Source organism: Bradyrhizobium sp. CCBAU 25360, from assembly GCF_028128695.1.
Taxonomy (GTDB): Bacteria; Pseudomonadota; Alphaproteobacteria; order Rhizobiales; family Xanthobacteraceae; genus Bradyrhizobium; species Bradyrhizobium ottawaense.
This window is the reverse complement of record NZ_LBJA01000035.1, coordinates 26,018-51,855: the sequence shown is the minus strand read 5'-3', so window position 1 is coordinate 51,855 and position 25,838 is coordinate 26,018. Positions and strand designations below refer to the sequence as shown.

The 25,838-nt window shown below is 61.5% G+C and carries 21 protein-coding genes and 1 pseudogene; 8 read left to right on the top strand and 14 right to left on the bottom strand.

Annotated elements, in window-relative coordinates; all coding sequences use genetic code 11:
• Positions 1–70 precede the first annotated feature (70 nt).
• Positions 71–1,450 (bottom strand): carbohydrate porin, encoded by a 1,380-nt coding sequence (locus tag XH81_RS12000; RefSeq protein ID WP_049806620.1) that lies wholly within the window; start codon positions 1,448–1,450, stop codon positions 71–73.
• Between the two features lie 166 nt (positions 1,451–1,616).
• Between XH81_RS12000 and XH81_RS11995 the strand changes: the two genes are divergently transcribed.
• Positions 1,617–2,915, top strand: a complete 1,299-nt coding sequence (locus XH81_RS11995) for an Nramp family divalent metal transporter (protein ID WP_038949333.1) — start codon at positions 1,617–1,619, stop codon at positions 2,913–2,915.
• 272 nt (positions 2,916–3,187) lie between these two features.
• Here the strand turns inward: XH81_RS11995 and mdoH are convergent, their stop codons facing one another.
• The 3 genes from mdoH to XH81_RS11980 form a co-directional block, all read right to left on the bottom strand.
• Positions 3,188–5,308 carry a glucans biosynthesis glucosyltransferase MdoH gene (mdoH, locus tag XH81_RS11990; protein ID WP_038949334.1) on the bottom strand — a complete coding sequence of 707 codons (2,121 nt, stop codon included), beginning with the start codon at positions 5,306–5,308 and terminating at the stop codon, positions 3,188–3,190.
• Positions 5,296–6,807 carry a glucan biosynthesis protein G gene (locus XH81_RS11985; protein ID WP_038949335.1) on the bottom strand — a complete coding sequence of 504 codons (1,512 nt, stop codon included), beginning with the start codon at positions 6,805–6,807 and terminating at the stop codon, positions 5,296–5,298. Before XH81_RS11985 ends, mdoH begins: the two co-directional genes overlap by 13 nt.
• 210 nt (positions 6,808–7,017) lie before the next feature.
• Complete coding sequence (locus tag XH81_RS11980) at positions 7,018–7,209, bottom strand: CsbD family protein (protein WP_271596223.1); 192 nt, start codon at positions 7,207–7,209, stop codon at positions 7,018–7,020.
• Between the two features lie 245 nt (positions 7,210–7,454).
• Between XH81_RS11980 and XH81_RS11975 the strand changes: the two genes are divergently transcribed.
• A complete protein-coding gene (locus XH81_RS11975) occupies positions 7,455–7,784 on the top strand; it encodes a hypothetical protein (protein ID WP_157158083.1) in 330 nt (109 codons plus the stop codon).
• 354 nt (positions 7,785–8,138) lie between these two features.
• Here XH81_RS11975 and XH81_RS11970 read toward each other — a convergent pair whose 3' ends face one another.
• The 6 genes and pseudogenes from XH81_RS11970 to XH81_RS11945 all read right to left on the bottom strand — a co-directional run bounded on the left by XH81_RS11970 (position 8,139) and on the right by XH81_RS11945 (position 15,022).
• The gene (locus XH81_RS11970; protein ID WP_038949337.1) at positions 8,139–10,013 is read right to left on the bottom strand and encodes an alpha-amylase family glycosyl hydrolase; all 1,875 of its coding nucleotides are present in this window, start codon (positions 10,011–10,013) and stop codon (positions 8,139–8,141) included.
• Entirely contained in the window at positions 10,010–12,478 is a 2,469-nt protein-coding gene (locus tag XH81_RS11965) for a family 16 glycoside hydrolase (protein WP_049806621.1), read from the bottom strand. Before XH81_RS11965 ends, XH81_RS11970 begins: the two co-directional genes overlap by 4 nt.
• A 174-nt stretch (positions 12,479–12,652) precedes the next feature.
• A pseudogene (locus XH81_RS11960) lies at positions 12,653–13,151 on the bottom strand (GlcG/HbpS family heme-binding protein).
• A 27-nt stretch (positions 13,152–13,178) separates the two neighbouring features.
• Entirely contained in the window at positions 13,179–13,841 is a 663-nt protein-coding gene (locus tag XH81_RS11955) for a hypothetical protein (RefSeq protein WP_038949339.1), read from the bottom strand.
• 27 nt (positions 13,842–13,868) lie between these two features.
• The gene (locus XH81_RS11950) at positions 13,869–14,771 is read right to left on the bottom strand and encodes a DUF1259 domain-containing protein (RefSeq protein ID WP_038949340.1); all 903 of its coding nucleotides are present in this window, start codon (positions 14,769–14,771) and stop codon (positions 13,869–13,871) included.
• A gap of 17 nt (positions 14,772–14,788) precedes the next feature.
• Positions 14,789–15,022, bottom strand: coding sequence for a PepSY domain-containing protein (locus XH81_RS11945; protein WP_038949341.1), 234 nt, complete (start codon positions 15,020–15,022; stop codon positions 14,789–14,791).
• Between the two features lie 573 nt (positions 15,023–15,595).
• Here XH81_RS11945 and XH81_RS11940 point away from each other — a divergent pair.
• The 3 genes from XH81_RS11940 to XH81_RS11930 are packed head-to-tail and all read left to right on the top strand — an operon-like array spanning position 15,596 to position 18,033.
• Complete coding sequence (locus XH81_RS11940; protein WP_038949342.1) at positions 15,596–16,630, top strand: Cj0069 family protein; 1,035 nt, start codon at positions 15,596–15,598, stop codon at positions 16,628–16,630.
• 3 nt (positions 16,631–16,633) lie between these two features.
• On the top strand, positions 16,634–17,230 hold the full coding sequence (locus tag XH81_RS11935) for an ABC transporter ATP-binding protein (protein WP_038949343.1): 597 nt from the start codon (positions 16,634–16,636) through the stop codon (positions 17,228–17,230).
• Complete coding sequence (locus tag XH81_RS11930; RefSeq protein WP_038949344.1) at positions 17,227–18,033, top strand: ABC transporter permease; 807 nt, start codon at positions 17,227–17,229, stop codon at positions 18,031–18,033. Before XH81_RS11935 ends, XH81_RS11930 begins: the two co-directional genes overlap by 4 nt.
• A gap of 412 nt (positions 18,034–18,445) precedes the next feature.
• On the opposite strand, the gene tnpB is transcribed toward XH81_RS11930, so the two are convergent.
• The 3 genes from tnpB to XH81_RS11915 form a co-directional block, all read right to left on the bottom strand.
• Positions 18,446–18,769, bottom strand: coding sequence for an IS66 family insertion sequence element accessory protein TnpB (gene tnpB, locus XH81_RS11925; RefSeq protein WP_038949345.1), 324 nt, complete (start codon positions 18,767–18,769; stop codon positions 18,446–18,448).
• Entirely contained in the window at positions 18,766–19,164 is a 399-nt protein-coding gene (tnpA, locus tag XH81_RS11920; RefSeq protein WP_038949347.1) for an IS66-like element accessory protein TnpA, read from the bottom strand. Before tnpA ends, tnpB begins: the two co-directional genes overlap by 4 nt.
• 234 nt (positions 19,165–19,398) lie before the next feature.
• Positions 19,399–20,970 (bottom strand): winged helix-turn-helix domain-containing tetratricopeptide repeat protein, encoded by a 1,572-nt coding sequence (locus XH81_RS11915; protein WP_038949348.1) that lies wholly within the window; start codon positions 20,968–20,970, stop codon positions 19,399–19,401.
• Between the two features lie 166 nt (positions 20,971–21,136).
• On the opposite strand from XH81_RS11915, the gene XH81_RS11910 reads away from it, so the two are divergent.
• Genes XH81_RS11910 through XH81_RS11900 form a run of 3 tightly spaced genes read left to right on the top strand, consistent with a single transcriptional unit; the run spans position 21,137 to position 24,580 of the window.
• Positions 21,137–22,117: a Bug family tripartite tricarboxylate transporter substrate binding protein gene (locus XH81_RS11910; RefSeq protein ID WP_038949349.1), complete on the top strand. Its 981-nt coding sequence runs from the start codon at positions 21,137–21,139 to the stop codon at positions 22,115–22,117.
• Between the two features lie 54 nt (positions 22,118–22,171).
• Positions 22,172–23,188 (top strand): methyltransferase, encoded by a 1,017-nt coding sequence (locus XH81_RS11905; RefSeq protein WP_038949351.1) that lies wholly within the window; start codon positions 22,172–22,174, stop codon positions 23,186–23,188.
• 54 nt (positions 23,189–23,242) lie between these two features.
• Entirely contained in the window at positions 23,243–24,580 is a 1,338-nt protein-coding gene (locus tag XH81_RS11900; RefSeq protein WP_271596199.1) for an ABC transporter substrate-binding protein, read from the top strand.
• A gap of 568 nt (positions 24,581–25,148) precedes the next feature.
• Here XH81_RS11900 and XH81_RS11895 read toward each other — a convergent pair.
• Positions 25,149–25,838, bottom strand: coding sequence for a hypothetical protein (locus tag XH81_RS11895; protein ID WP_157158084.1), 690 nt, complete (start codon positions 25,836–25,838; stop codon positions 25,149–25,151).

Genomic DNA, 25,838 nt, shown 5'->3' with positions numbered 1-25,838 from the left:
AAAACGCAGGATGATTGCTTATTTTTCCCGAAATGATGGCGCGAGCCGTGCGGATAGAGCCATGGTGAAATCAGAACTTGATGACCGACCGCAATCCGACGACGGTCGCATTCTTGAGATGCCTCCCGGCCGATGTCCCGAGGGGATCCGTGGCGCCTCCACCGGGACGGCGGATGAACTGGACATTCGGCTGAATCGTCAGACCGGCTTGAACTTCGTACTGGTAGACGGCCGTCAGGAGCTCTTCTGAAGTCCGCAGCGGCCATCGCAGCCCGGAGGCCGACTGGAAGTCCCGATCAAGTGCCTGCGCGCAACGCGACACATGGGCGTAAGCAGCCGCGATGCCGAACTTGTCGTGGGGACGCGCGTCGGACAGCCCGATGAACTCGAGGCCACCGTCGGCGTAGATATCGATCAGATTGCGATCGGACGGTCCATAGGACCCGCGAGCGAATACGCCGATGCCGCGATCGTCGTCGCGGCCGACGCGAAAGAGCTTCTGTTCGAACACGGCGTAGAGGCCGTAGTCGCCTGCGATGCCGGCAGGCGTTCCCGAACTCGCTGGATCCGCCAGCGAAAGGCCTGTCGTATCGAAGCGCAGGTCCGTGAAGCTGCCGAAATGGCGCCAGCCGCCAAGCTTGAGCTTGCCGTCGAGGCCGGGATCACCCTTCTTCGCGTTCCATTGCAATTGCGCTTCGTAGAGAACGAGAGGCGGATCATTCACGCGGAAATTGACGCCGTAGCGATTGCGTAGCTGCGGGTCGTTGAAGCCCGGGCCAGCCGCATTGCCGTCGAATACGGCGCCCAGCACCGAGAGATTGTCGCTCAAGTCGGCACGCAGGCGTGCTCCCATGGCGGCAAGCGGCGGCGAAGGACCGCCGCTCGGGAGATTGAGCGACAGACCGGCCGGCCAACCGAGAGAGGCGTTCGTGAAGACGTCGGTGTACTTCGACGTCATGAATTCCGTATCGGCGGCAAGCTGTCCCGCCCTGAGCGCGATCTTCTCGCCCCATTTCTTTTCGAACCAGGCCTCATAGAGACGGGTCGTCGGCAGCGCTTCGATTCCGCTGACATCCATGAAATTGAACAACGAACCTCGGGACAGTCCGCCGCCGTCGATCTGAAAGACGTTCGCGTGGAAGGTGACCTGCTTAAGCCCGACCAGCTTCTCGAGGTCGGCATCAAAAGCGAAGTTAATGCGATCCTCGTACACGGCACTCTGTTTTGCGCCTCCGGACGGGTTGCCCAGAACTTCGCCGATGTAAGTGACCGCAAACTTGACGCCCTGTCTCTCGAAGGGATTGGGCAGCAATCCCAGCGTCGTCTCCTGCACGGTACTTTCGCCGGTATCAGGATCGGCGGGCTTGAGGTCGTCGGTCTTCTTGTCCTCTTGAGCGAGTGCGACGCCACAAAGCAGTGATGCCCCAAGCAAAATCAACAGACGACGCATGTGACCCATCCAACCATGACAGCATGATGCAGGTTTTGGACGTGGTTACAACTTTGCAGTCCATGCCGACTTGGTCTGGTGGTCAAAAATGCACACGCCGAACCAATAGGCCTGCACGGACGTTATGAGTTCCGGAATCGGATCCAATGCAGCGAGGAGCGACTAAGTGGCGAGGAGGAAAACGCGCAAGAAGCCGGTCGAGAATAAAGATCAGGACAGCTTCTTGCAGCGCCTGGGGCCCGGCCTCATCACGGGCGCTTCCGACGACGATCCATCCGGTATCGGCACCTACAGCCAGGCTGGCGCTCAGCTAGGATTCGGCATTGGCTGGACCATGCTGATCACCTATCCGCTGATGGCCGCGATCCAGGAGATCTCGGGTCGTATCGGACGCGTCACTGGTCACGGCATCGCCGGAAATGTCTGCCGAAATTTCCCCGCGCCCGTTATCTGGTCCATGATCGTGCTGCTCTTCGTCGCCAACACGATCAACGTCGCCGCCGACCTTGGGGCGATGGGCGATGCGCTCAAGCTTCTGATCGGCGGACCTGGCACCCTTTACGTCGTAGTCTTCGGCGCGGTGTCCGTCATAGCGCAGATTTTCTTCAAGTATGAGCGTTATGTGGCGATCCTGAAATGGCTGACGCTCGTTTTGCTCGCTTATGTCATCGCCCTATTCCTCGCAAAGGTGCCTTGGGGCGAGGCGCTGAAAGGACTCCTAATTCCGAAAATCGAATTTAATGGGCCCTTTCTGACGACTTTAGTCGCGATCCTCGGCACGACGATTTCGCCCTATCTGTTCATCTGGCAGTCCTCCCAGGAAGCCGAGGAGCAGCGGATCGATCCCGACAAGAAGCCGCTCAAGCGCGAGCCCGAGAAGGAGGACGAGGAGGTCAAAAGAATTCGGATTGATACGCTCGTCGGCATGGCAGTGTCGAACGTCATCGCCATCGCGATCATCATGACGACGGCGGCAACGTTGCACGCGTCCGGAAAGACCGACATCGAATCGTCGGCCCAAGCGGCAGAAGCCCTGAGGCCCGTCGCGGGGGCAATGGCCGAGTTGATCTTTGCGCTCGGCATCATCGGAACGGGCCTGCTTGCGATCCCGGTGCTCGCCGGCTCGACAGCATACGCTATCGGAGAAGGTCGCAAGTGGCCGGTCGGCCTGTCGCGAAAGCCGAAGGAGGCGGTTGCGTTCTATGGTGTACTCGCACTATCGGTCGCGCTTGGCGTCGGGCTCAACTTCACGGCGCTTGACCCGATCAAGGCGCTCTATTGGAGTGCCGTCATTAACGGCATACTGGCTGCGCCGATCATGACCGTCATGATGCTGCTGGTCCGGCGGAAATCAGTGATGGGCGATCTCATGGTTTCGGGGCCAGTCTATTGGCTGGGCTGGGTCGCGACCGCGGCTATGTTCATGTGCATCATGGGCATGGCTTGCTCGATGGTGTGGTCGTAATCCCGCACGGAGACGACCGCATCGTGCTTCCGGCGTCAGAAAGGGCTGCCAGGCCGTCTTGCGCCCCGGTCAAAGGTCCTGCCGACCTCAGCGAAGGCTGCTGCTGGACTTGTCCCTTCGGGGCTGCATTGGGCTGCCTTTTCTACATCCTGTAACCCGAGAACCTTGGGATCGCCGTCGGTCCTTCAGGCGTGAAGAGCATCAGGTCAGGCGATGACCGAAGCCTTCGACGCAGCGCTTTGCCATACCAGCCGGCGCGCAGACGCTCGCCGTCATTGCTTCTGCAAAATGGTGGAGAGCGCCGTGCCGTCGTTCAAGATCGAGAAAATCTCTCGCGAGGACAGATGCGCGGCGGCCTCCTGAAAAGTATCGCTGGCATCGACCTTGGCGCGCCCGACCACCAGGTTCGCGTCGACCGTGTCAGGCCGGACGGCGCCAGGAGGCGCCAGCTGAGCGACGTGAAAGGCCAGCAACTCGGAGTCTTCGCGCAGCGCCACAAGAGCGGGTTTAATGCTGACATCCGCCGCCGCGCTCAATTCGTTGGCCCGGCGCAAGACCGACGGCGGCTCCCGGTCTTCAGGGGTGGCAAACAGTTCGCCGGAAGCGGGATTGGCCGTCAGCGCACCGATGGGCACGGCGAACAGCAGCCCGACGATCACCGGCGACATCCAGAGCAGAAGCGGCAGCGAAACGGCGTAAGCGCTCGCCGCCATCGCAACGCCGCACAGGGTCGGGACGCCGTATTTCCGATACAGCTCCCGGCGCTCTACCGTACCGTCGTCGCGCCTTTGCGTCTGCCAGCCGGCATCGCGGCCAGCCAGAATCTCGATGACCGCGATAGACTGAAAGATCATCATCACAGGCGCCATCAACGCGGAGACCACTATCTCCGCCAAAACTCCGGCCAAGGTCCGCAAAGCCCCGCCGAATTGGCGTCGCTCCGCGCGCCGTAGCCAGACAAGGACAAGGCTGAGCAGCTTCGGCAGCAGCAGCAGTCCCATCGTGGCGACGAACACCCAGATGGCCAGCACGGGATCCTGGGCCGGCCAGGTCGGAAACAGCGAGAAGCCCTTCGGAAAATACTCCGGACGCACAAAGCGAGCCTGCAGTGAGATTAGCATCCCCAGCAAGAGGAACAGCAGCCAAAGGGGCGCCGTCAGATAGGCTCCGATCCCCACCATGAAATGCAGGCGCGATACCCAGTGGAGACCGCGAGCGGGCACCACTGCGAGATGCTGAAGGTTGCCCTGGCACCACCGCCGATCGCGCGCCGCGAAATCGAGCAGTGAAGGCGGCACCTCTTCGTAGCTTCCCCCGAGCATCGGCAGCATGTAGATGCCCCACCCGGCCCGCCGCATCAGCGCGGCCTCGACGAAGTCGTGGCTGAGGATGTGCCCGCCGAACGGCTTGGGCCCCCGAAGCTGCGGCAGCGCCGCAGCTTCCGCGAACGCCTTCACGCGGATGATCGCGTTGTGGCCCCAGTAGTTGCCTTCCGAGCCGTGCCACCAGGCGACGCCGGCCGCGATCATCGGTCCGTACAGGCGGCCCGCGAATTGCTGGACGCGGCTGAACAGACTTCGCGCATTGACGACCATTGGGAGCGTTTGGACGAGCCCGGCGGTTGGATTGGTCTCGATGGAATGGACTAATTGGACGATGGTCTGCCCGCTCATGAGACTGTCTGCGTCGAGCACGATCATGAAGTCGTACACGGCGCCGAATCGCGTGATCCATTCGGAGATGTTGCCGGCTTTCCGGGCCGTGTTCTCGGCCCGATGACGATAGTACAGGCGTGGCACGCCGACAGCCTGTCGCAGCGCGAGAAGCGCCTTTTCCTCGGCGACCCAGATGTCCGGATCGGTGCTGTCGCTCAGGACGTACCAGTCGAACAACTCCCCGTGCGAGGTCGCCTCCAAGGATTCGATGATCGCACGAAGTCGTGCCGTCAGTCGGTGCGGGTCTTCGTTGTAAGTGGGAAGCAGCATGGCGGTGCGGCTTGCGATCGCAGGCAGTTCCGCGTCCGGCGCGAAGGCGCCCGGGCGATGGGCGAGCAACAGGAAGAAGCCCGCCAGCGCGGAGGCGAATGAAAAGGCGACCCAGGCGAGCAGGATCAGAAAGAGCGCCAGCACCATGGCTTCGAGGACGGTGACGCCGCCGACCTCCAGCACGCGATACATCTCATAACCGCCCGCCCCCGTGAGCGCCGCTGTCGCGAGCAGAATGACGCCGCGTCGCCAGGCCATCGCGGGGCCTACCGCCGCAGGAACGCGGTCGAGGACCCGGCCTTTCCCGAGGTCGCCAGGAGCCATCGAAAGCGGGGACTCGCCAGGCAACAGCCGCTGCGTCGTGATGTCGCCGGCGACCGGGCGGGGCGCCGTGTTCAGGGTGCCCATCGGTAGACCCAGACTTCCGACAAGGGCTTGTCGCCCTCGGTCAGAAACGCCCGCAGCTCGATCGGCTCTCCCTTCACCTGGCACTGGAAGCTCAGCCGCCAGCCGCCGGTGTAGGGATTGGGCTGCGTGACGATGTTCTTCACCTCGGACTTCTCCGCCGTGACCACGCCTTTGACACCCGCCGGATCGATGCCCTTGAGGTTATCGCCGAGCAGATCGAGCACGAACAGGCGTGCGTCCTCGCCCCGCGCCCCTATCCCGCTTCGCGTAAAGCGGGCCAGCGAATGCGGCTTCGGACTATCCGGCCCCCAATGCAGCCGATAGGTGTAGTTGTGTTCGCCCTTGGCCTGCAGCGGGTTCTTCGGCCGCCAGAACGCAGCGATGTTGTCGTGGACCTCCTCTTTGGTCGGGATCTCGAACAGCGTGACGCCGCCCTCGCCCCAATCCCCGATCGGCTCCATCCAGAGACTGGGGCGCTTTTCGAAGCTGGACTCGATGTCCTGGTAGGCGAAGAAGTTTCTCTCCCGCTGCATCAGGCCGAAGCCGCGCGGATTGAGATCCTGAAAGGTGCTGATCTGGAGGTCACGGGGATTGCTGAGCGGCCGCCACAGGCTTTCGCCCTTGCCGTTGAAGATCGCGAGCCCGTCGGAATCGTGAACGGAGGGACGGAAATCATCGATGTCGTTGCGGTCGTTCGGACCGTAGAAAAACATGCTGGTCATGGGCGCGAGCCCGGCGCGCGGCATCTCGACGCGCGGGTAGACCGACATTTCGACGTCGAAGACCGTCGTGTCCCCCGGACGCACGGTAAATCGATAGCTCGCGGCGCAGCTTTTGCTGTCGAGCAGGGCATGGATCACCAACGAGGTCGCGCCCGGCGCCGGCCGCTCCAGCCAGAACGTCTTGAAGAGCGGAAATTCCTCGCCCTTGGCTTCGCCGGTATCGATCGAAAGGCCGCGGGCGGAAAGCCCGTAAGTCTGCCCTTTGGCGACGGCGCGGAAGTAGCTCGCGCCCAGGAAGACGCAGACCTCGTCGTAGTAGTCAGGGCGGTTCATCGGCGCGTGGATGCGGAAGCCGGCGAAGCCGAGATCTGTCTCCTCAAACGCCGGCACCTTCTCGCCGAAGGAAAAGTCTTCCTTGCGGTATTTGATCTCGCTGGCCTTTCCGTCCGCGACTTCGAAGATGTTCACGCGGTTCTTGTAGAAGAAGCCGCGATGGAAGAACTGCGCTTGGAAAGGAAGATTCTTGCCGCGCCAGAGCGCGCGATCGGGCAGGAAGCGGATTGAACGGTACTGATCGTAGTCCAGGTCCTTCAAGCCGCCCGGCAGCTTTTCGTCGGGCGCTTCGTACGGCTTGCTCGCCAACGCACGGGCGAGGTCTCTCACAGAGGAAGGGCTGAACGCGCCCTCCGGCGGTCCAGCTGCGGCGAAGCCGCTCCGCGCAGCGAGCAGCACCGCCGGCAGCAACGCCGACCCTCGAACAAGCTGGCGTCGGTTCACGGGCTCTCCTACTCGCTACTGCTGTCGCGGCAGGCAACGGCCGCCGAGCCTGCGAGTTCCACCGCCCCGCCATCACTGGCAGAGTGTCTGCCACGACAAGAGGGAGTTTTGGCATTGCGGGCGGCGCTGCCTCCAACCTGCAGTCCCGCAAAAAGTGAGAAAGAAAAGAGCCGCGCTGCGGCGGCTAGTTTCAGATCTTGCTTCTTGTGTCTATTTCTTGAGTGCGTCAGCGGCGTCTCTTGCGGCGTCCTTGACGTCTCCCGCAGCGTTGTGGGCGGCTCCTTTGGCCTTATCCATCTTGCCTTCGGCTTGCAGGTCCTTGTCTCCTGTGAGCTTGGCAGCCCCCTCCTTGATCGCGCCTTTCGCCTTGTCGGCGGCGCCCTTCACATGTTCACGGTCCATGATCTTTCCCTTCTCGTCCATGGAGCGAGCACAACGAAACCGACGCGTGGTCGTTCCTGCGCGACGCGAAGCGATTGGCAGCATGACTTGGCTGTAGCGGTGGACAAAGGACGAGATTGCTTCTTTCCTGCCAGATCCTGCACGGAAAGTGTCAGCCATGCAGTCGCAAGTTTTGATCAATTTTGGCGGAAATCTTCTGGAATGCACACGTTGACGAAGCGGCGGGACCTAGATGGAGAATAGCCATGCGATACTTGTCTGCGGCATTGCTTCTCGCACTTCCAATCATGCCGATAGCTACTAAAGCCCAGCAAACAGGGCCGACGTTGCAATCCGGAGCAGCTCAAAACGTGCAGACCGAAGCTGATAAGGGTATCAAAACCCGTAATTCCGGCGAATCGGGCTATGTCGGCAACCAGGACCGGCCCGGCGCGGCTTCTCATGCGCCGGGGGAGACAACCAACACAGTCGGGACGACAACAGGTAGCAGTGCGTCTGGCAATCAATCACACATCAATAGCTCGCAGGCGGACTACGACGCCTCTTTGAAGGACGGCTCTGCGCCGAAGAAATAGCGTCGAGGTCGCCTAAGAAAGGACCGGCTGCGATCAGACTGAAGCCCGCCAGAACACTAGGGGGCTTCTTTTTTGCGCGAGGCCTTTGGCTGTTTAGGAGATGCGGGCGTTTGCATGAACATGAAGGCCCGCTTGGCGCGGATATGCCCGCTGCGGAGCTCAGAGTGGGCATGTGAGAAGATCGCTACAGCAAATCTGCGGCTTCCTAAGTTACCTCCATCAATGGGCGATCGTGCCACGTTGAACGATCCCAATCGTTCCTAGAAGTTCGGCCGCATTCAGATCAGCTGCCACTGAGAGCGCGTCGATCGGTAATCGACCCTGCCGTGAACTGGGTGAGGGCAGCAGCCGCACTTACATCAGCGTCCAGATCCGTCCATAGTGCGACGGGATATCAAGATCTACTCGCCGGAATGAAAGTACGTTCCTCAGGTCGAGAGCGCCGCCATGCAGCTCTTCGACGTAGTCACCCCCCATCGGAAACCAGAACGGGACAGTCCGGCCGGTGTCGCTGAAATTGATTGCGACCAACGTGTACTGGGTGGCTGCATAGCGCGCGAACAGCAGGACTCCGAACTGCTGATAGCGATCCCAATCGTTGAAGAAGAAGTACGTGCCCTGACGAATGTGGTCGCGTCGCCGCCTGATCCGCAGCAGCCTGCGGATCAGGCTCACGATGGGTCGGCCGGACTCATCGTAGAAGAAATCCCATCGCATCGGCCGCAGCAGGGAGACGCGGCCCATTCCAAAGTCGGGCAGAAAGTAGTTCTCGGCAAATTCCTCGCCTTGCCAGAGCATCGGAATGCCTTTGCTCATCAGCAGGCCGATCAAATAGGGCTGCAGCATGTACCAGAGTGTCCGGTCGCCCTCGGCGAACAGCGGATTGACGGCTTCGTCGGGATTGGAGGTCCCGAAATTGCAAAGGAAGCGTTCGTGATCGTGGTTCTCGACGTATTGAAGTGCAGTTTTGGGGATCTCGTCACCATTGAGCGTCTCCCGGTCGGGGTAGCCGAAGAGGCCCAGCTGCAGACCCAGGTCGGCCAGCCGGCCGCGATCCCCATGGGCAACCGCGCGCGCAGCGCCGTAGGTGCCGTTCTGCCACGTGCAGTTGGAATAGGTCGAGCGCAGCACTTCCTCGGGGGCTTCGAGCTGTTCGGCCATTTGCACCAGCGTCAGCGGCTTGCCTGCTCCTGCGTCGAAGCGGCTCCAGTAAGGTCGACCCGACGCGATGTTCGCCTTGGTCAGTTGGTGCGTTTCATAGACGAGGCTCGCATAACCCACGCCCATGGGCCCGTCCCAGTAGTTCGGGACGCAGTCGTAGCGGAAGCCGTCGACGTGATAGACCTCGAGCCAATGGTGATTGGCCGTGAAAAAGAAGTCGCGCGTGATCTCCCGATTGAAGTCCGTGCTCTTCCCGAAATTGCTGAAGTAGTCTTTGGCAAACGGCCCCATGAACGGATTGTCGCGGTACCGCAGCCGCGTGTAGGCGTCGTAGTACGGGAAATCCACGCCCGTATGGCCATAGACGACGTCCACGATCACTGCGATCCCGTGCTGATGGCAAATGTCGACCAATTGCTGGAAATCCAACCGATTGCCGAAGCGCTCGTCGACGCCGAAATAGCCGATCGGCAGATAGCCCCAGTCGACCGAGTTGCCGACGTTGGACAGCGGCATGATCTCGATGGCGTTGATACCGAGGTCAGCTAGGTAGGCCGCGAAGCCGCGGGCCCGATTGAGGTCGCTGCCGAACTCGGCGATGTTCACCTCATAGAGGATCAGATCTGCCAGCGCCGGCGTCCGCCATTGCGCCTCGCCCGCACTCCAGACGTAGGGCTCATAGCCCAGGGTGAAGGCGGATTGCTTGCCGACACCGAACTCGCGTGCGAAGGGATCGATGATCCAGTCGAGCGTGCCTACGCTCGGATTCGTGATCGTGTAGCGATAGACGTAGCGGCCCGGATTGCCCCAAGCTGAGCCCGGCACTGCGGGCAGCGTGCCGGCGATGGGTTCGGTGGCCGACCAGAAGTCCCCATACGGCGGACGAACACTGTGCGTAAGCTGGAACTCTCGAGCCGGAAAGGCCTGGAGAAACTGATCTGCCTCATGGATGATCTTCACGGTGACGACGTCGCCGTCGGCCGCCGACACCCAGGGGAGCCACAGTCCGAACGTCACCGTTCCGTGTGTTTCGACGGCGCCCAATGATCCGAGTGGCATCAAGTTCATGCCACAGCGCCTTCCAGCGGCTTCCACTGGATGTTGCGAAAGAGCACTCGGCCCGTATGTGTCTGCAGGCCGATGAACCGCGGGTCCTGCGCGGTGGACGGCAGACCGCGGCGCGGAGACTGCGGATCGCCGGCGAAATGGAAGATGTTTACCGTCTGCCCGTTCAGCACGACGGTGATGTCCGCACCATCGACGGTGATTTCATAGCTGTTCCATTCTCCGACAGGATGGACAGTCAGCGGACCGTCGGTCGGCCCCTTGAAGGAGTAGACTGCACCTGTCCTGTGGACCGGTGCCCTGTCCGGTCGGGCCAATTCGTCGATCTGAATTTCGAAGCCGAAGTTGACGCCGACATAGGCCGTGTTGTCGTAACCTTCGTTTCGAGGGTCGGGGAAGCCGATGAAGACACCCGAATTGTCGTCGGGCGCGGTCAACATCCATTGCAGCCGCAGAACGTAGCGAGGAGGCGTGGGGCGCTTCAGCCAGAGGAGCCCAAGGTCCGTTCCCGTTCGCGTCTCGAGCACACCGCGCCGAACCCGGAACGAGCCAGGGTCGTTCCGACCGGGCTGGTTGCTGATCGTCGACATTGTCCAGTCACCAAGAGTATTACCGTCGAATAGCGTCTCGAAGCCCGCATCGGCCACGACAGGTGGCGGCGCCATGATCAAGTCGCCCGTGCGGCGCGACAGCGCGATCCCGGTCAGCATGGGGTTGGGAGAGCCGATGCTCGGGAACAGCGCGGGGCCTGCCGCATAGAGGTTTTCAGTGTGATGGAAGCGTCCGTTGCCATCGGTGACGCTCGCGGCCGGGTCGGTGCCCATCCAAAGCGTCCCGGCTTCATGATGCGTCGTCCCGAGCCCGTCCTGGTTGCTTTGGAGCACCTGCATCGGCTGCCCGTTGGCGAAGGTGGCGGCCACCTTCTGCATTGCCGCATCCATAGCGGCCCAAAGATCGCAATCTCGCTGTGTCGGTGTTAGCGCAATCGATGCACGACGAACCCCGTATTCGTCGGTGCGCGCGCTCAAATCGACCCGGCTTGGATGAGCGGCGGGATCGGCCGGGTCGGCCGGCTCCATCTCTCCGAGGCCCCTGATTGCAATTGCGATATGCGTATCGGTCGAAGTCCGCAGTTGGTCGTAGAAGTCGACGTCCGGCACCTTGCGATAGAGTTCGTCCTCGCCGCCTACGGTATTGCCGCCGCCGCTCGCAGCAATCTGAAGGTGAAAGTGACCGATCAGGTCACCATTTGGGCGCGTCGCCCGGCCCTTCACGAACATGGCCGCGGTCTGCAATTCGTTCACCGCCGACGAAAGCCCGGGAATCGCCGAGCGCGGCACGCGGATAACGAGGTTCGAGCGAAGGTGAGCGATCAGGTTCTTGCCGATGAGCGGCAGGGTTGGAAGTCCGGTGGCATCGAACGACGCCAGAGCGAGCCGCGCGTTCTCGATCGTGCCGAGCGCCATGATGACGGCGCCGCCCGGAGCCAGGTCAATCGGGCCGCGGCTCGTCTCGACGCCGGAGATGCGCCATGTCCCTGCCGCGGTCGGCACGGTGCGCAGTGTCAGCACATGCGTATCGGGCAGCACCATGAATTCCTTGACGGAATCATTGCCGTTGGAATCGCTCGCCGCGGTTCGCGCCGCCTTCATGAGCAGCGGAACGACGCTGAACTTGTTGAGCGGGAAGAACCCCGCATGTGGCGGGCGCGCCTGTACGGCAAGCGGCGCTTCGAGCTTTAGCATGTTCAGGAGGTCGTTTTGCGAAAGCCCGCCACTCGACGACAGACCGAGCAACTGTGCGGGGTCCGCGCCGGGCTTCAGCAGCGGCGAGGGCGGGAGCGCGTCGAGCGTAATCGCCCCAGGCACGCTGGACAAATTATCGAAGAGCTGACGACGAAGCGCGTTCTGCAGTTCGCCGAAAATGAAGTCGTTCGCCTCGTCGACACCGATCTGCCGCGAACTCTCGTCGAAATAGCGGCTGTTCAGATCGGCTACGGTATTTGCCGGCCAACCCGACATCTCCTCGTCCAGAAGACGAGGCGACCAACCGCCCCAATAGAGTGATCGGCCTCCGAGTGTATACGCCAGTCCCTTGAAGGGAATGGTCGATTTCCAAGGAATGCCCCAAACCTCGTTGCGTGGCGGCTCCGGCTGCGGCAAGTTTTCGTCCAGAAAGAATGGATTGGCCGGATCGCCGAACCCCTGGATCCCCGTGTTCTGAACGTGCTCAGGAACGGTGAACAGCCCGGCGTCTACGACCAGTGTCCGCAATCCGCCGCCACTCTGCTTCTGTCGGAACCACAGATGCTCGGCGATAGCCGAGCCGAACGTACCGCCTCCCACGATGATGAAATCGAATGGTCGCCCGCCTGTGGATTTCCACGCATCAACCTCGGCCAGGTTGTTGCAGAGGTAGCGGCCCTGGATGTCTTTGGTGAACGAGGTCCTTTCGGTGGTGATCGCCATTGCCCGCTCCTGGTGCAATCCTCGAACTCGCCTTCCTGTTAGGGCACGATCTCCTTCAATCTAAAATGAGCTAGTTCACAGATTGCTCTCACTTCTAGCGTTGCAGCGGGAGGGGCCTCGCTGGCGATTGGGTCAGGTTCCAATCTAGGATACTGGAGCCGCTCCATATCCAGGTCAGAACTCCAGCCTGTCGCGGATGGCGTCGATGCCGTCCCTCGCGCACGCTTCGTCAGCGTCGCCCCCGGAGCTCCGGAGACACCTACCGCTGCGACCAGCGAGCCGGTGGCTTCGACCACCAGTCCCCTTCCTATGATGACTACTCCAGGAAGATGGCGAATGCCCGCCTGCATCATGCCGGGTTGACTGATCGCATTGAGCTCAGTCGTACTGGTCCTGAACGACGCGGCCGTCCAAGCCTGCCTGCCGCCGTTGGTGGCATGTGAGGACCTGCAAAGCGATCACGCAGCATCACTTGCGTCACGCCGAAACGATCGACCACGGCGACTGCGACTTGGAATCCCCGGGAGCGGCAGCTATTCAACGCGGCGCGTGCAAGATCGAATGCCAACTCTGGAGCTAGTGATTTGTAGGCGACCAAGTTTTCTTCTGCCCGCAGCGGGCAGACGGAAGCGATCACCAAGGCAGTCGCGACCATCAGGGGTCGAGTGTTCATGGTTATCTCCGGCAACGGGACAGGGACCTATTTGACCTCACCATACGTCAGATCATCAAACAGGGTCACGCTATCCGCCTTGGTCCACAGGCCGATCATGCCCGATTGGGAGATCGTGGCGTCCTCCACATCGAACAACTGCCGTCCGTCGTACGTCACCCTGAACCGCGTTCCTGTGAAATCGCAGCGCAACACGTGCCACTGGCCGGAGGCCACGGGCGCTTTCATGCCATATCCGCCCTTGCGACCTGCGATATCCAGAGACGTTCGAACGCCGTTGAGCGTCTTGTAGAGCACGACATTGTCCTCCAAAGCGTTTGCCCGGACGACGTAGTAGTTGTCGGCATCCTTCGCGCGCCAGATGAGTCCCGCAGCGCGATCCTCGGAGCCGGCGACCGCCTTGAATTTCACCTCGACGAAGCCGTCGCGGATGTCGGTACCCATTTTGAGCGCCACTGGGAAAGTCGCCCTGCCGGATTGCTTGAGGACGTTCGGCTTGCTCGGCGCCGTGTGGTCTGGCTCAACGGTCCAGTTCGCCTCTCCTCGGCCAGTCATCGTAAGGATCCAACCTTCAGGCGACGTTCCCGCGGGAGCGTCATCGAAATTCACGGTCTGAGCCATGGCGGACGCTCCCATCAACGAGATCGACATGAACGCTAGGGCGAGCAGCGGCTTGGCCCGGTAGGACATCGGATCGCCTCCTTTGCGATCTACGCCTTAGTTCTTCGTGCTCGCCGTCTTGTCCAGGGCAGCGCGCAAACCTTCGGCAAGCCGGATCGCGTCGTCATTCGCCCAAAAGTGCATGAAGAACAGCCTCGGCTGCTCATCGAGCATGTGACTGTGTAGCGCCGTCACCTCGATGCTGTGTGTCCGCAGCGCCACGATGACGGGGTTGACCTCGTCGGCCGTCAGCACGAAGTCGCCCGTGATGGCGGCCTTTCCGCCCCCGGTCGGCTGGAAATTGATGCCGATCGCCACGCCCATCGGGCCGACGGGCGTCAACGGCGTGCCGTCTTGCGTGATCGGGTCGCGCCGCTTCACGGTGAACTGGTAGACTCCGCCGTTTGCTTGGCCTTTAACGCCGATGATCTGGTCGAGCTTCGCCGTATCGAGGTCCACGGCAGGCGGCGGGCTTGCGGGGGCCGCGATGGTCAGCGGCGTCGTGCTCTCAGCCAGCGCATCATGGATCGCCGAGGCCAGCTTGAGGGGGTCGCCGTGGCCGGCCACGTGCATGTAGAACGTCGCCGGGCTCGCGCGCAGCAGATGATTGTGCACGGCTGTGATTTCGAGACCGCTCGCGACCGTCTTCGCCATCACAGGGTTAATTTCGGTCTCAAGAAGCACAAGGTCCCCCATGACCATGGCGCCACCGTGCCCAGGTTTGAAGGCGACCCATCCGCCAAGCGCCAGTGAAGGCTTGATCGTCACGCCGTCCAGGGTCACCGAAAGGTCGCTACGTGGAAAGCCGTAGCGGTGGACGTCATCGGAGACCGCGGCCTTCCGGCCGAGGGTCTCGTCGACCTTTTGCCAATCGATCGATTGCGCGCGTGCCATGTAGACAAAGGGCAAGTAGGCGAGAGCGAGGCCGGTCACTGCCAGGGACAAGATTTTGCGTTTCATCATGCGCGTCCTCCATCTCAGTTTCGCTCCTTGATCTGGCCGCTGCTGTCGACGACGAGGGTCACCGGCTTGCCGTCCTTCACAGCCTTGGCGGTGATGCCCTCGGCGGTTGATTTGACGTCGGTCACCTGCGAGTACCCGGCCGCCTGGATCTTGGCGACAAACTCGTCTTGGGTCAGGGCGCGGGCAGGCGAGAGTCCCGCTGCAAGCGCCACGAATATCGCTACCTGATAGATCGTCGAAGTTCGCATGTCTGATCTCCTGGTTGTCCCAGCCCCAGAAGTAGTCCCGCATCCGGCCTCACCTGACCTTGTTGGCCGGCCCATCGTGCGATCCCCTGATCGTGTCGCGGCAACATCGGTCGTGTAGGAGAAGACCTGGGTTCACCCGCTCGATGCGCGAAACGCCGCGCGAAGCCGCGAGCCGGCCCAGCGCGGCGCGACCGCCGAGCCTACCGATCGAGAAAGTTTGTCGGGTGAAAGGTAGGTGTACAATGCTGACATGCTGCGCCCTTGGTGATCAGGACGCGATTCTTGAGCATGACGCCTCGCGGGGAGATCGCATATCCCCGTCACGCGACTAAAAACTCACTCGGCGAGGCTGTCAACCCGCGATCGCTCGGGCGCGTGAAACCGACCGTCACGAAAATTTCACCGCCGTCCGGAGCGGAAAGGCCTCACCGCCGGGTCAACGCGCCGGCCACGGAAAACCGCCGCTTGAAGGATCCACGCGATCTCACGTAGAGTGCCGGGGCGGGATCAAGCAGACTCCCGGCGAGACTTCGGTCCAAGCTCTGCGCAGCACGCAACACGTGGAGCTCGCGCATGGACACCGAAAAACACTCCTCCGCCCGACGCACGGTAGCCATCCTCTCGCGAGGAGACGCCGCCGCGCGTCGAGATGCCACCCCGAAAAGCGGCCGCTTCGTCGACGTATTCGATGCGCTTGCCGCCGTCGGCATCGAGGGGCGCCCCGTGATCTACGACGAGAGTTTTGCGGAGGCCGCCCGCGAAGAACTGCTCGCGTTTGACGGCGTACTCGTCTGGGTCAACCCCATCCAAGACGGCCGCAACCGCGCCGGTCTCGACGCCCTGCTGCGCGACGTCGCCGCGCAAGGAGTTTGGGTGAGCGCCCACCCGGACGTCATCCTCAAGATGGGCACCAAGGAGGTCCTCTATCGCACCCGCTCCATGGGCTGGGGAGGCGACATGGCGCTGTACCAAACCGCCGCTGCGATGCGCGCCGAGCTGCCGTCGCGGCTCGCCTCCGGCCCACGCGTGATCAAGCGCAACCGAGGCAACGGTGGCCAAGGCGTCTGGAAGGTCGAGAAGCTGGCGACCTCATCCATGATCAGGGTGCTGGAAGCGACCAAAGACACGCCGGAGGAACTGACGCTGGACGATTTTCTCCGCCGCTGTGCGGAGTATTTCGAGAACGGCAGCGTGGTCGACCAGGCGTTCCAGCCCCGGTTAGATGAGGGCGTCGTGCGTTGCTACATGGCCGGCGACCGCTGCGCCGGCTTCGGTCACCACAAGGTCAAAGCTTTGGTGGAGTCGCCGGCCGCGCGCGCCGCGGCCGGGCCGCGGCTCTACACGTCCAACGCCGACCCGCGCTTCCAGCGGCTGCGTCGGCTGATGGAAGACGAGTGGACGCTGCAGCTAACCTCGCTGCTGGATATCGCGCCAAGCGACCTGCCGGCGATCTGGGACGCCGACTTCATGCTCGGCCCCGTCCAGCCTGATGGGAGCGACAGCTACGTGCTCGGCGAGATCAATGTCAGCTCGGTGCATCCGTACCCGGCAGAGGCGCCGTCGGAGATCGCCCGACGGGTCGCCGACCGGCTAAAGCTCAAGCTTTGACGCATGCTGACGGTCAGCGGGCTCAAGCGCCTGCACATCTCCGTGTCATTCGATCTGCAGGACGGCGAATGCGTCGTCCTGCAGGGACCATCCGGCGTCGGGAAGACCTTGCTGCTTCGCTCGATCGCGGACCTCGACCCCAACGAAGGGGCGGTCAAGCTTGACGGAACGCCGCGGGAGGCGGTGTTCGCGCCCGCCTGGCGAAAGCAAGTGACTTATCTCGCCGCCGAGCCCGGCTGGTGGTCCGACATCGTGCAGGAGCACTTCACGGCCTGGGATGATGCACTACCGCTGGTCATGCGTCTTGGCCTTCCGGGCGACTGCGGACCTTGGCCGGTTCAGAGACTTTCGACGGGCGAGAGACAGCGATTGGGGCTTGTGCGGGGGCTGATGCTGCGGTCGCGCGTCCTGCTGCTGGATGAGCCGACTTCGGCGCTCGACTCTGCATCCGCCGCCACCGTCGAGGCATTGATTGCCGAACGTGTCGCGCATGGAACGAGCGTCATCTGGAGCACCCACGATGACGCTCAAGCGCGACGTGTCGGATCAAGGATTTTCGCGATGGGCCCTGACGGCGGCATCAAGGAAAGCCGGCCGTGACGTACATTCAGCTTTCGTACGGCGATCTGGTCCTACCCGCGCTCCTTGTTGTCATGGATGGCGTCCTCTCTCTTGTTCTCCGCCTCAAGCTCGAGAAGCAACTGGCCATCGCGACCGTCCGGATGGTGGTTCAGCTCGTCCTCGTCGGATACGTGCTGACGTTCCTGTTTGCCGCGGTCTCGCCGCTCTGGACCGCACTCGCCGCCTTCGTCATGGTTCTCTTCGCCTCGCGGGAGATCGTCGCGCGGCAGAAGCGACGCCTGAGGGGGGTCTGGAAGTACGGTCTGGGAGCGACATGCACGCTAGTCGCCGCCGGCACCGTCACGATATTCGCGCTCCTCACGGAGCTACGCCCCGATCCTTGGTATCACCCGCGCTATGCGCTGCCTCTGCTGGGCATGATGCTGGGCAACACCATGACCGGAATAAGCCTTGGCCTGGACGTGCTGACGAACAGCTTGGTGCGCGAACGGGCCGCCGTAGAAGCTTGTCTGGCGCTAGGCGGCGGCCGACACCAAGCAATGCTGCCGATCATACGGGACGCCTTGAGAAGTGGGTTCATGCCGATCGTGAACAGCATGGCGGCGATCGGCCTCGTTTCTTTGCCCGGGATGATGACCGGCCAGATCCTTGCCGGCGTCGAGCCGGTCGATGCGGTCAAATATCAATTGCTGATCATGTTCCTGATCGCCGGTGGCACCGGCCTGGGAACGCTGGCGGCCGTCCTGGGAGGCGCTCGCCTGCTTACCGACCATAGACACCGGCTACGTCTCGATCGCATAGAGGCCGGGAAGTCCGGATAGAGCAACGGTCAGGGCGTCCGGCGACCTCAAGCGTCTCGAAATCGTCCGAGATTGACGGCCGAAATGGCCGTCGCGGTGGTACACAGCGGTGGTCACAAAATTCGGCCGGGCTTTTCGGGAATCCTTGTTTTTCGGCTGTTTTTGCGCAATCGCGGCATCGGGGATGGGAGTCCCACTCTCTCCGCCAATGGGTTTGATCAACAAGTTGATTTGTCTGTATTAATTTTTTTATGGGGATTTTAGCCCCACATTCCACCTCACAAATGTTTTATGCTTGGAGGTCTGCAATTTAAAACTTTGTTGGTGACTAGCTGCAACTTCACGATCGAAATGGCATGATTGTTGTCAGCTTGCCAACCTGCAGCGTCATCGAGGGTCCAATGAGCTTCCTCACCATTCAAAATGCGTGCTGTCAGGTCGGCGGGTTGCGCCAATCGATTCCGGACAACAGATAGCTCATCTGCGCCGCCGAGATCGTCACAGCTTCACCGGCAACGGATGGCCATATAAACTTTCCTCTCTCCAGCCTCTTGGTGAACAGGCATGCCCCCTGGCCATCGTGCCAGATCACCTTCACAAGATCGCTGCGGCGCCCCCGGAAGACGAACAAATGACCGCTGAGCGGGTCCTTGCGCAGCACCTCCTGCACTTGGAGAGCCAACGACGGAAAGCCTCGGCGCATGTCCGTGTAGCCTGTCGCGAGCCACACTCGCGCGCCAGTCGGAATCAGGATCATCGGCGGGCCAAAGCATCGAGAATGCGACGTAGCGCGTCTCCATCAACGTCGCCATCGACCCGGATGCGATGCCCACTACCAAGGTCGATCTCGATGATGCCTTGGCTCTTCCGCCGACGCGCCGTCGTCGTCAACGGCGCTTCGGCCACCTCCTGCGGTGACGCAGACGGCCCAATCTCGACCGGAACAAACGGAGCTATGCTCGCTTCGCCGTGTCTGCAAAGCTCCTTGCGCCCCCTGAACAGCTGGCTCACATGAAGCCCGGCCACGCGAGCTACCTCGGAAACATTGGCGCCGGGCTCGAGCGACGCCGCAACAAGCCGCTCCTTCTCGTCTTGCGACCACCGGCGCCGCCGCTCGACCGATGTGATCACCTCCGCCCTCGAATTCGTCATAGCGCTTCTCCTAGGATTACCCCTAGGACCTGCAGCGATCGCGCCCGTCAAACAAGGCGGCCCTCAATGGAGGGATACTTGCCTCCCACTTGTCCAGAATCTTCACCTGCAAGGGGGAAACGTCTGCTCTCGGCCGTCGGAAGCGGACACCCTCGGGTTCTTGGCTAACGTAAGCCACGGGTCACAAGCAGACTTCGCCAGATCGATCCATCTGACGGCGACGCAGGCACCCATTCACTTTTGCGGAAGTCCTGCCTTGCGCAAACCATCGGCGATCCGCACCCGCTGAGCGAGGCAGGTCGGATGATCCGAGGGCGAACTGGCGTGGAATTCGGCGATGCTGAAACCAGGGTCGAGAACGAGGCCCGCCTGCAACGACGCCTGCGCTTCCTCGATCCGCCCGAGATGCGCCAGCGCCGCCGCCAGATAGAAGTGAACGAATGCCGCGACATTCCGGTTGTTCTCGATTGATCGCTTGAACCAGTTGACCGCAGCTTCATCGGCGGCAAGATATGACTGCGCGACGCCCGCGGTATTCATCCAGCTGGACGCCCGGCTGTCTCGAGGAGACAGCCGAAACGCATTCATGATGCAGGCTTCGGTTTCCTCAGCCCGGCCGAGATAGCACTTGCCAAGTCCAATCCACGCGTGAGCGGCGGCCAGATTTCGATCCAGCGCCAAGGCGCGCTCGCATTCGGCGATACCCTGGGCGGCGCGCTTGGAGAAAATCTGGGTCACACCCACGATGCAATGCGCCATCGCATGATCTGGCGTGTGTGCCAGAATCTCGGCCAGGGACGCCTCGACCGCCAACAGGCGCGCGGTTCGGTCGCTGGTCATCATGGACGTGGCCCGCATGGCATCGACGAATGCCATCCCAACCTTGGCCTCAACGTTGCCGGCATCCAGGCAGAGGGCCCGTTCGAAGAATTTGCGCGCTTGTGACAGGATGGCGGGAGCTCCTCCCCGGTTCACACTGGCCATGCCCTGGAAATACAGATCCATCGAATCGGGATGTGGCGCCCGCGCCGCCCGGCGGGCCTCGGCAGTGACCAATTCCGTTCCGAGCTGGCCCGCAAGGCGCGCACCGATTTCATCTTGCATGTCGAAAATATCGGCGATCGGTTTGTCGAATCGCTCAGCCCATAGATGATTGCCGGATTCGGCATCGATGAGCTGGACGTTGATGCGCATGCGGCCACCACCAAGTTGCACGGAACCTTCAAGAACATAACGAACGCCAAGTTCGCGACCCACCTGCTTCAGATCAACATGCTTTCCCTTGTAGGTGAAAGCAGTGTTGGGACCGATCACGAAAATGCCGGCCATGCGTGATAAATCCGTCGTCAGGCTCTCAGTCACGCCGTCGACAAAATATTCCTGGTCGGGATCAGGGCTCAGATTGGCGAACGGCAGAACAACAAGTGAGGGTTTGTCAGGGACGGCGAAGGCAGGTCTCGGCGAGCCGCTCGCGATGGTCGCGCTCGCCGGATCGGGCATTTCACGTACCGTGCCGACGAAACGGAAGCCCTTGCGCGGAAGGGTCTTGATGAGACGTTGCTCATCGCCGGAGTCACCAACGGCCTTCCGCGCTGCATTCAGGCGTGTGGTCAGAGCCACTTCCGAGACAGCGCGGCCTTCCCAGATGGTGCGTATGAGGTCGTCCTTGCTGACGACGCGCTCACGATTGTCGATCAAATAGCCGAGCAAGTCGAACACTTGCGGCGCGATGGCGATTACATCCGACCCGAGACGTAGCTCGCGCCGATCGGTATCGAATGAAAAATCTTCAAAGAAATAGCGCACGCCACTTCCCCGTAACTGCGACATCGATGTTCTTACACCCGAGTGCAAGAATAAGCTGACGGTAAAGAAAAAGTAAGCCGGAAACCAAGCCAGCCCCATCCCCGCCGTGGTACATGAAAACGTAGAGCGGGGGCCGAGGCATCAAACCGCGGTGAGGAGACAGTTGATGATCACACGTCGTGATTTGTTGACCGTGGCGACGGCTGGCGTCGCGTTCTCCGCCGCGAACATTGCGCAGCAGGCCACCGCACAACAGCTGCCAAGAACCGCACATATATTGTCGGGTTTCACGCCCGGGCTGCAGGACGCCCTGGCAAGGGTCGTTGCCGGCCAGATGAAAGATTATGCTGAAACGATTGTAGTTGAGACCCGGCCGGGTGCAGGCGGTCGTGTCGCGGTGGAGGCGGTGAAAACGGCCGACGCCGACGGATCGGTCATGCTGCTCGCGCCGCTTGGATTCATGATGTTCTTTCCGCACGTCTACAAGTCGCTCAGATACCAGCCGCAGGATTTCACCCCGGTCTCGACCATTGCCTCGACCCCGACATTGCTGACGATCGGTCCGAAGGTGCCAGGCGAAGTGAAGACCCTTACAGATTTCGTCGCTTGGTGCCGCGCCAATCCGAAACAGGCCACCTACGGCACGCCGGGTGCCGGGACCACTCTGCATTTCCTTGGTGCGATGCTGGGGCGCACTGCCGGCTTCGATTATCTTCACGTACCCTATCAGGGCAATGGCGCGATTCAGGATTTGCTCAAAGGCGAGATCGCGTCGGCGATCATGCCGGTCGGCAGCTCGCTCGGCCTCGTCCAATCCGGCGATATTCGGGCCTTGGCCACCACCGGCCCGCGCCGCAGCCCGTTCGTTCCCGCGGTACCGACGGTGGGGGAAGCCGGCTATCCGTCGCTAGAGGACCTCACATGGTATGGGTTCTTCGTTCCCGCGAAGACACCGGCCAACATCGTTGAAAAGCTCAATACCGCCATCCAAGCGGCGCTACGCACCGATGAGGTCAAGTCCGGCATGGAAAAATTGGCGGTCGAGCCCGACGCGATCGCTATGGGAGACTTTTCGCGACTGATTACATCCGAATCCGATCGGTGGAAGGCGATCGTACAGGCAACCGGCTTCGTCCCGACCGATTGATCTAGGAGATTGGACCGGCGGAAGTTTCGATTTTAGGAACCATCGGGGGAACACATGAGCCAATCAGAATCTATTCATGATCTCGTGCAGGCGCATCGCATCACGGCGGTGATCTATGTGGCGGCGAAGCTCAATCTCGCCGAGGCCATCGGCGAAGATGCGAAATCGGCCGCCGAGCTCTCCGGGCTGGTATCCACGGACGAGCGCGCGCTACGCAGACTACTCGTTGGCATGACAACCGTCGGCCTCTGCAAGCAAGTGGACCGGGACCGATTTTCCCTGACCGATCTTGGGCGGCAGCTCGACGGCAGCGCCGATCAATCTTTCAAGGACTGGGCTCTGTTTGAGGGCGAGATGCTCGTGCAATCCTGGAGCGGACTAATCGATTCGGTTCGCACCGGAAAAAGCGCGACCCAGCTCTGGGGAGAAGGCGACGACCGCTATGCCGCGGCAGGCAATTCGCCGGAATGGATCGCTCGGTTTAACGCCGCGATGGTTAATCTCACGCGGACTGTGGCTCCTAGGATCGTTGAGGCCTTCGACTTCTCGACCGCGCGTGTCGTCCTTGATGTGGGTGGGGGCACCGGCGAACTGCTCGGCGGCGTGCTGCGCCACCACCCCGGTCTTGAAGGGATCGCCTTTGACCTTGCACGCTGCGAGGAAGCAGCACGGGCACATTTCGACCGTCTGGGTATCGCAAATCGCTGCCGCTTCGTCGCCGGCAACTTCTTCGAAACGGTGCCATGCGGCGCCGACACAATCTTATTGAAGAGCATCATCCATAATTGGAAGGACGATCGTTGCAGGATCATCCTACGCAATTGCCGGGATGCACTTCCATCCGGCGGCAAGCTGATCATTGTCGAACGGATCATGCCGGAGGTTGCCGTGGCCGACCCTGAACACCGTTCGCGCGCTATGAGCGATCTCAATATGTTGCGGGGAACCGGCGGCGTCGAACGAACGGAATCCGAATACTGCACTCTGATTGAGTCTGCCGGCTTCGTTTTTGCCAAAACGTCCAGTGTCGGTGCGTTCAGCCTTATCCAGTTTGAGAAGGTCGCCAGCTGATCTCGGATAATTTAAGGGCATCGCAAGGCCGATTTCTCCGTTTGGAGGGAAACAATGTCACGCAGAATATCGCGACGACAATTTGCGGCAGCGACCGCCATGTCATCTGTTGCCTTCTTCGCGGCGCCTCATGTGCGCAGTGCTTACGCCGCCGGCAAACTATCGATAGGTCTCTGGGATCATTTCGTGCCTGAGGCCAACAAGGCGTCGGGCGATCTCATCAAGGAATGGGCTGCGAAGGAAAAAGTCGAGGTCCAGATCGATTACATTACAACCCAGGGCAACAAGCTCTTGCTGACCATCGCCGCCGAAGCGCAAGCGAGAGCTGGCCACGACATTCTCGCGATGTCGACGTGGCGGCCTCACACGCATGCCGAGCAGCTCGAGCCGGTCAACGATATCATGGAGCCGATCGTCAAGCAGAACGGCGAAGTTAACAGCGTCGTGCAGTATCTCGGCCAAGTGAACGGCGGATGGATGGCCGTTCCGGCCACGGCTGGTAGCCAAATCCAGGCTTCATGCTCTCGCATCGACCTAATGAAAAAATATGCCGGCATTGACGCGCAGGACATGTATCCGGCCGGAGGAGCACCGAGAGCCGACAATTGGACAACAGAAACCTTCCTGAAAGCAGCAGAAGCCTGTCACAAGGGAGGATTTCCCTTTGGAATCGGATTGGGAGAGACGATCGATAGCGTCGCTGCTGCCGGCGCATTCTTCCACTCATTCGGCGCACAGCTGGTCGACGCCTTTGGTAAGATCACAGTCAGGACCGACGAAGTGCGTCAAGCTCTGGAATTTTACAGGAAGTTGATCGGGCTTTTGCCTCCCGATGTAGCAGCGTGGGACGATGCATCCAATAATAAATGGCTCATCTCCGGCCGAGGAGCGCTGATCATGAATGCGCCCAGTGCCTGGGCGGTGGCGAAGCGAGATGCTCCACAGATCGCCGCGCAATGCTGGACCCACGGCTTCCCGGCGGGTCCGAAAGGCCGCTTCGCGCCGTACCTGCCCTTCTTCTGGGCGATATGGAAATTTACTAGAAACAAGGAAGCCGCCAAGAGCCTCCTCGTTCATCTCTCACAGCCGTCATCGATTGAGAGAATGGTGGTTGCAAGTGGAGGCTATGATCTTCCAGCCTACGAGAAGTTCACGACGTTGAAGATTTGGGCGGAAGCAGAGCCCCCCAAGGGCACCCTTTATCACTACCCAAATCCCTACAAACATCAGAAACTCTCCGTCGTGGCTTCGCCGGCTCCGCCGAAGATTGCGTCGCAGATCAATGTCCAGGCGACGTTAACCAAGATGTGTCTCCGTTACGCACAAGGCGAAGCGATGGAGAGGGTTCTCGCTTGGGCGGAAGGCGAGTGCGAGGGCTTCATGCGGACCTGAAAAGAGAGGGCATGCAATTACCGGCCTACAGCGCGGTCCTGCTGCCTGACGGCGTAGCGCCTATACTTTGGACGGGACTGCGTGCCGCCGCTCGCTACGGAAAATCGAGGTGCGGCGGCGACAAAGCCGAGGAGGACAGCGGACACCGTAAGGACAATCGTCGGGGAAGAGTGGCTGATCATCTTGGTATGCCCTCGTCCGGGAACAAGCGGCGCGCGCCGGTCATTCGACATCGCCGATGAGTCGCCCGGCGATCCATTCCCCAGGAATCTCCTGCTAGGCCTTTAGCAGCCGGCTGTTCGCAGGCGTTTTAAGAATTTGCTTCAATATTGATTGAGTCTGCTGCGGGTCAAACTGCGACTTCAGCCCTGTTTCAGGGCTGATCCGGTGTACGCGGGATAGCAGACGCTGCCGGAGTTCGCGTGAAGGTCAGCAGCGGGGCCACTATCAGACGGTTCGGACGGGCTTGTAAATCAGCCCTTGGGCTGAATTCTTCCTACAGTAGTGCCATGGCAGCCTTCCCTGCGTCGTGCGGAACGCCGATTGACATACCCGCCTCGGTAGGGGGTCACTGACATTCCCTGCGCAGTTGACCGCGTGCGCCAGCCAACTCGCGGCCGGCGGCGGCGCTGCTATTCTTGCCCGATTTCATTTGTTCGATCTGTCTGTCGATGATGTATCTCTCGATCTGCTCGCACTGCTCCTTCGACCGCTTGTTCGCGTGCGTGCCGCTGTTCGAGGGAGTCGCCTTTGGCGCCGGGCCGGTCGTCCCGTTGAGCCTGGCCGCCGACTGACGGAGACGGTTGTTTCCGGCCACGGTGGCGTTGTCCGCGGCGGTCTGGGCCTCGTTTGGCATCTTGGCGCTGCGGAAGCGCTCCCTCGCCACGGAGAAAGCGCCTTCCGCTGCGGACCAGTCGCGGCGCTTGGCGGCAGCCAGGCCGGCCTGAAAGGATCTGCGCGCCTCCCTAGCGTCGGCCTCCGCTGCGGGATCCGCAGCCGGGCGGCCGGCGGCGGGCTTCGCGGGTGCCACGGCTGCAGCTGCGGGCGGCGCGGCCGACGGCGTGCGGTCGACGCCGAAAACGCCGGCGGCGACGTTCGAAGCGCCGCCGATATCGCGCGACCGCGCACTGGCCGGTACCGGCCCGAGCGGGTCGCGACGGCAGTGCCTACCGACATCGTCCGGCCGTCGGGCGCCAATGTGTAGTTCCAGGTCCCGACGGAATTGGTGTAGATGAAGACGTTGCCGTCGCAGGTCCAA

Coding starts and splice junctions, on each gene's coding strand:
- XH81_RS12000 (WP_049806620.1), bottom strand. CDS start 1,450: ATGCGTCGTCTGTTGATTTTGCTTGGGGCATCACTGCTTTGTGGCGTC.
- mdoH (WP_038949334.1), bottom strand. CDS start 5,308: ATGGGCACCCTGAACACGGCGCCCCGCCCGGTCGCCGGCGACATCACG.
- XH81_RS11980 (WP_271596223.1), bottom strand. CDS start 7,209: ATGGACCGTGAACATGTGAAGGGCGCCGCCGACAAGGCGAAAGGCGCG.
- XH81_RS11975 (WP_157158083.1), top strand. CDS start 7,455: ATGCGATACTTGTCTGCGGCATTGCTTCTCGCACTTCCAATCATGCCG.
- XH81_RS11970 (WP_038949337.1), bottom strand. CDS start 10,013: ATGAACTTGATGCCACTCGGATCATTGGGCGCCGTCGAAACACACGGA.
- XH81_RS11965 (WP_049806621.1), bottom strand. CDS start 12,478: ATGGCGATCACCACCGAAAGGACCTCGTTCACCAAAGACATCCAGGGC.
- XH81_RS11955 (WP_038949339.1), bottom strand. CDS start 13,841: ATGTCCTACCGGGCCAAGCCGCTGCTCGCCCTAGCGTTCATGTCGATC.
- XH81_RS11950 (WP_038949340.1), bottom strand. CDS start 14,771: ATGAAACGCAAAATCTTGTCCCTGGCAGTGACCGGCCTCGCTCTCGCC.
- XH81_RS11945 (WP_038949341.1), bottom strand. CDS start 15,022: ATGCGAACTTCGACGATCTATCAGGTAGCGATATTCGTGGCGCTTGCA.
- XH81_RS11940 (WP_038949342.1), top strand. CDS start 15,596: ATGGACACCGAAAAACACTCCTCCGCCCGACGCACGGTAGCCATCCTC.
- XH81_RS11935 (WP_038949343.1), top strand. CDS start 16,634: ATGCTGACGGTCAGCGGGCTCAAGCGCCTGCACATCTCCGTGTCATTC.
- tnpB (WP_038949345.1), bottom strand. CDS start 18,769: ATGATCCTGATTCCGACTGGCGCGCGAGTGTGGCTCGCGACAGGCTAC.
- tnpA (WP_038949347.1), bottom strand. CDS start 19,164: ATGACGAATTCGAGGGCGGAGGTGATCACATCGGTCGAGCGGCGGCGC.
- XH81_RS11910 (WP_038949349.1), top strand. CDS start 21,137: ATGATCACACGTCGTGATTTGTTGACCGTGGCGACGGCTGGCGTCGCG.
- XH81_RS11905 (WP_038949351.1), top strand. CDS start 22,172: ATGAGCCAATCAGAATCTATTCATGATCTCGTGCAGGCGCATCGCATC.
- XH81_RS11900 (WP_271596199.1), top strand. CDS start 23,243: ATGTCACGCAGAATATCGCGACGACAATTTGCGGCAGCGACCGCCATG.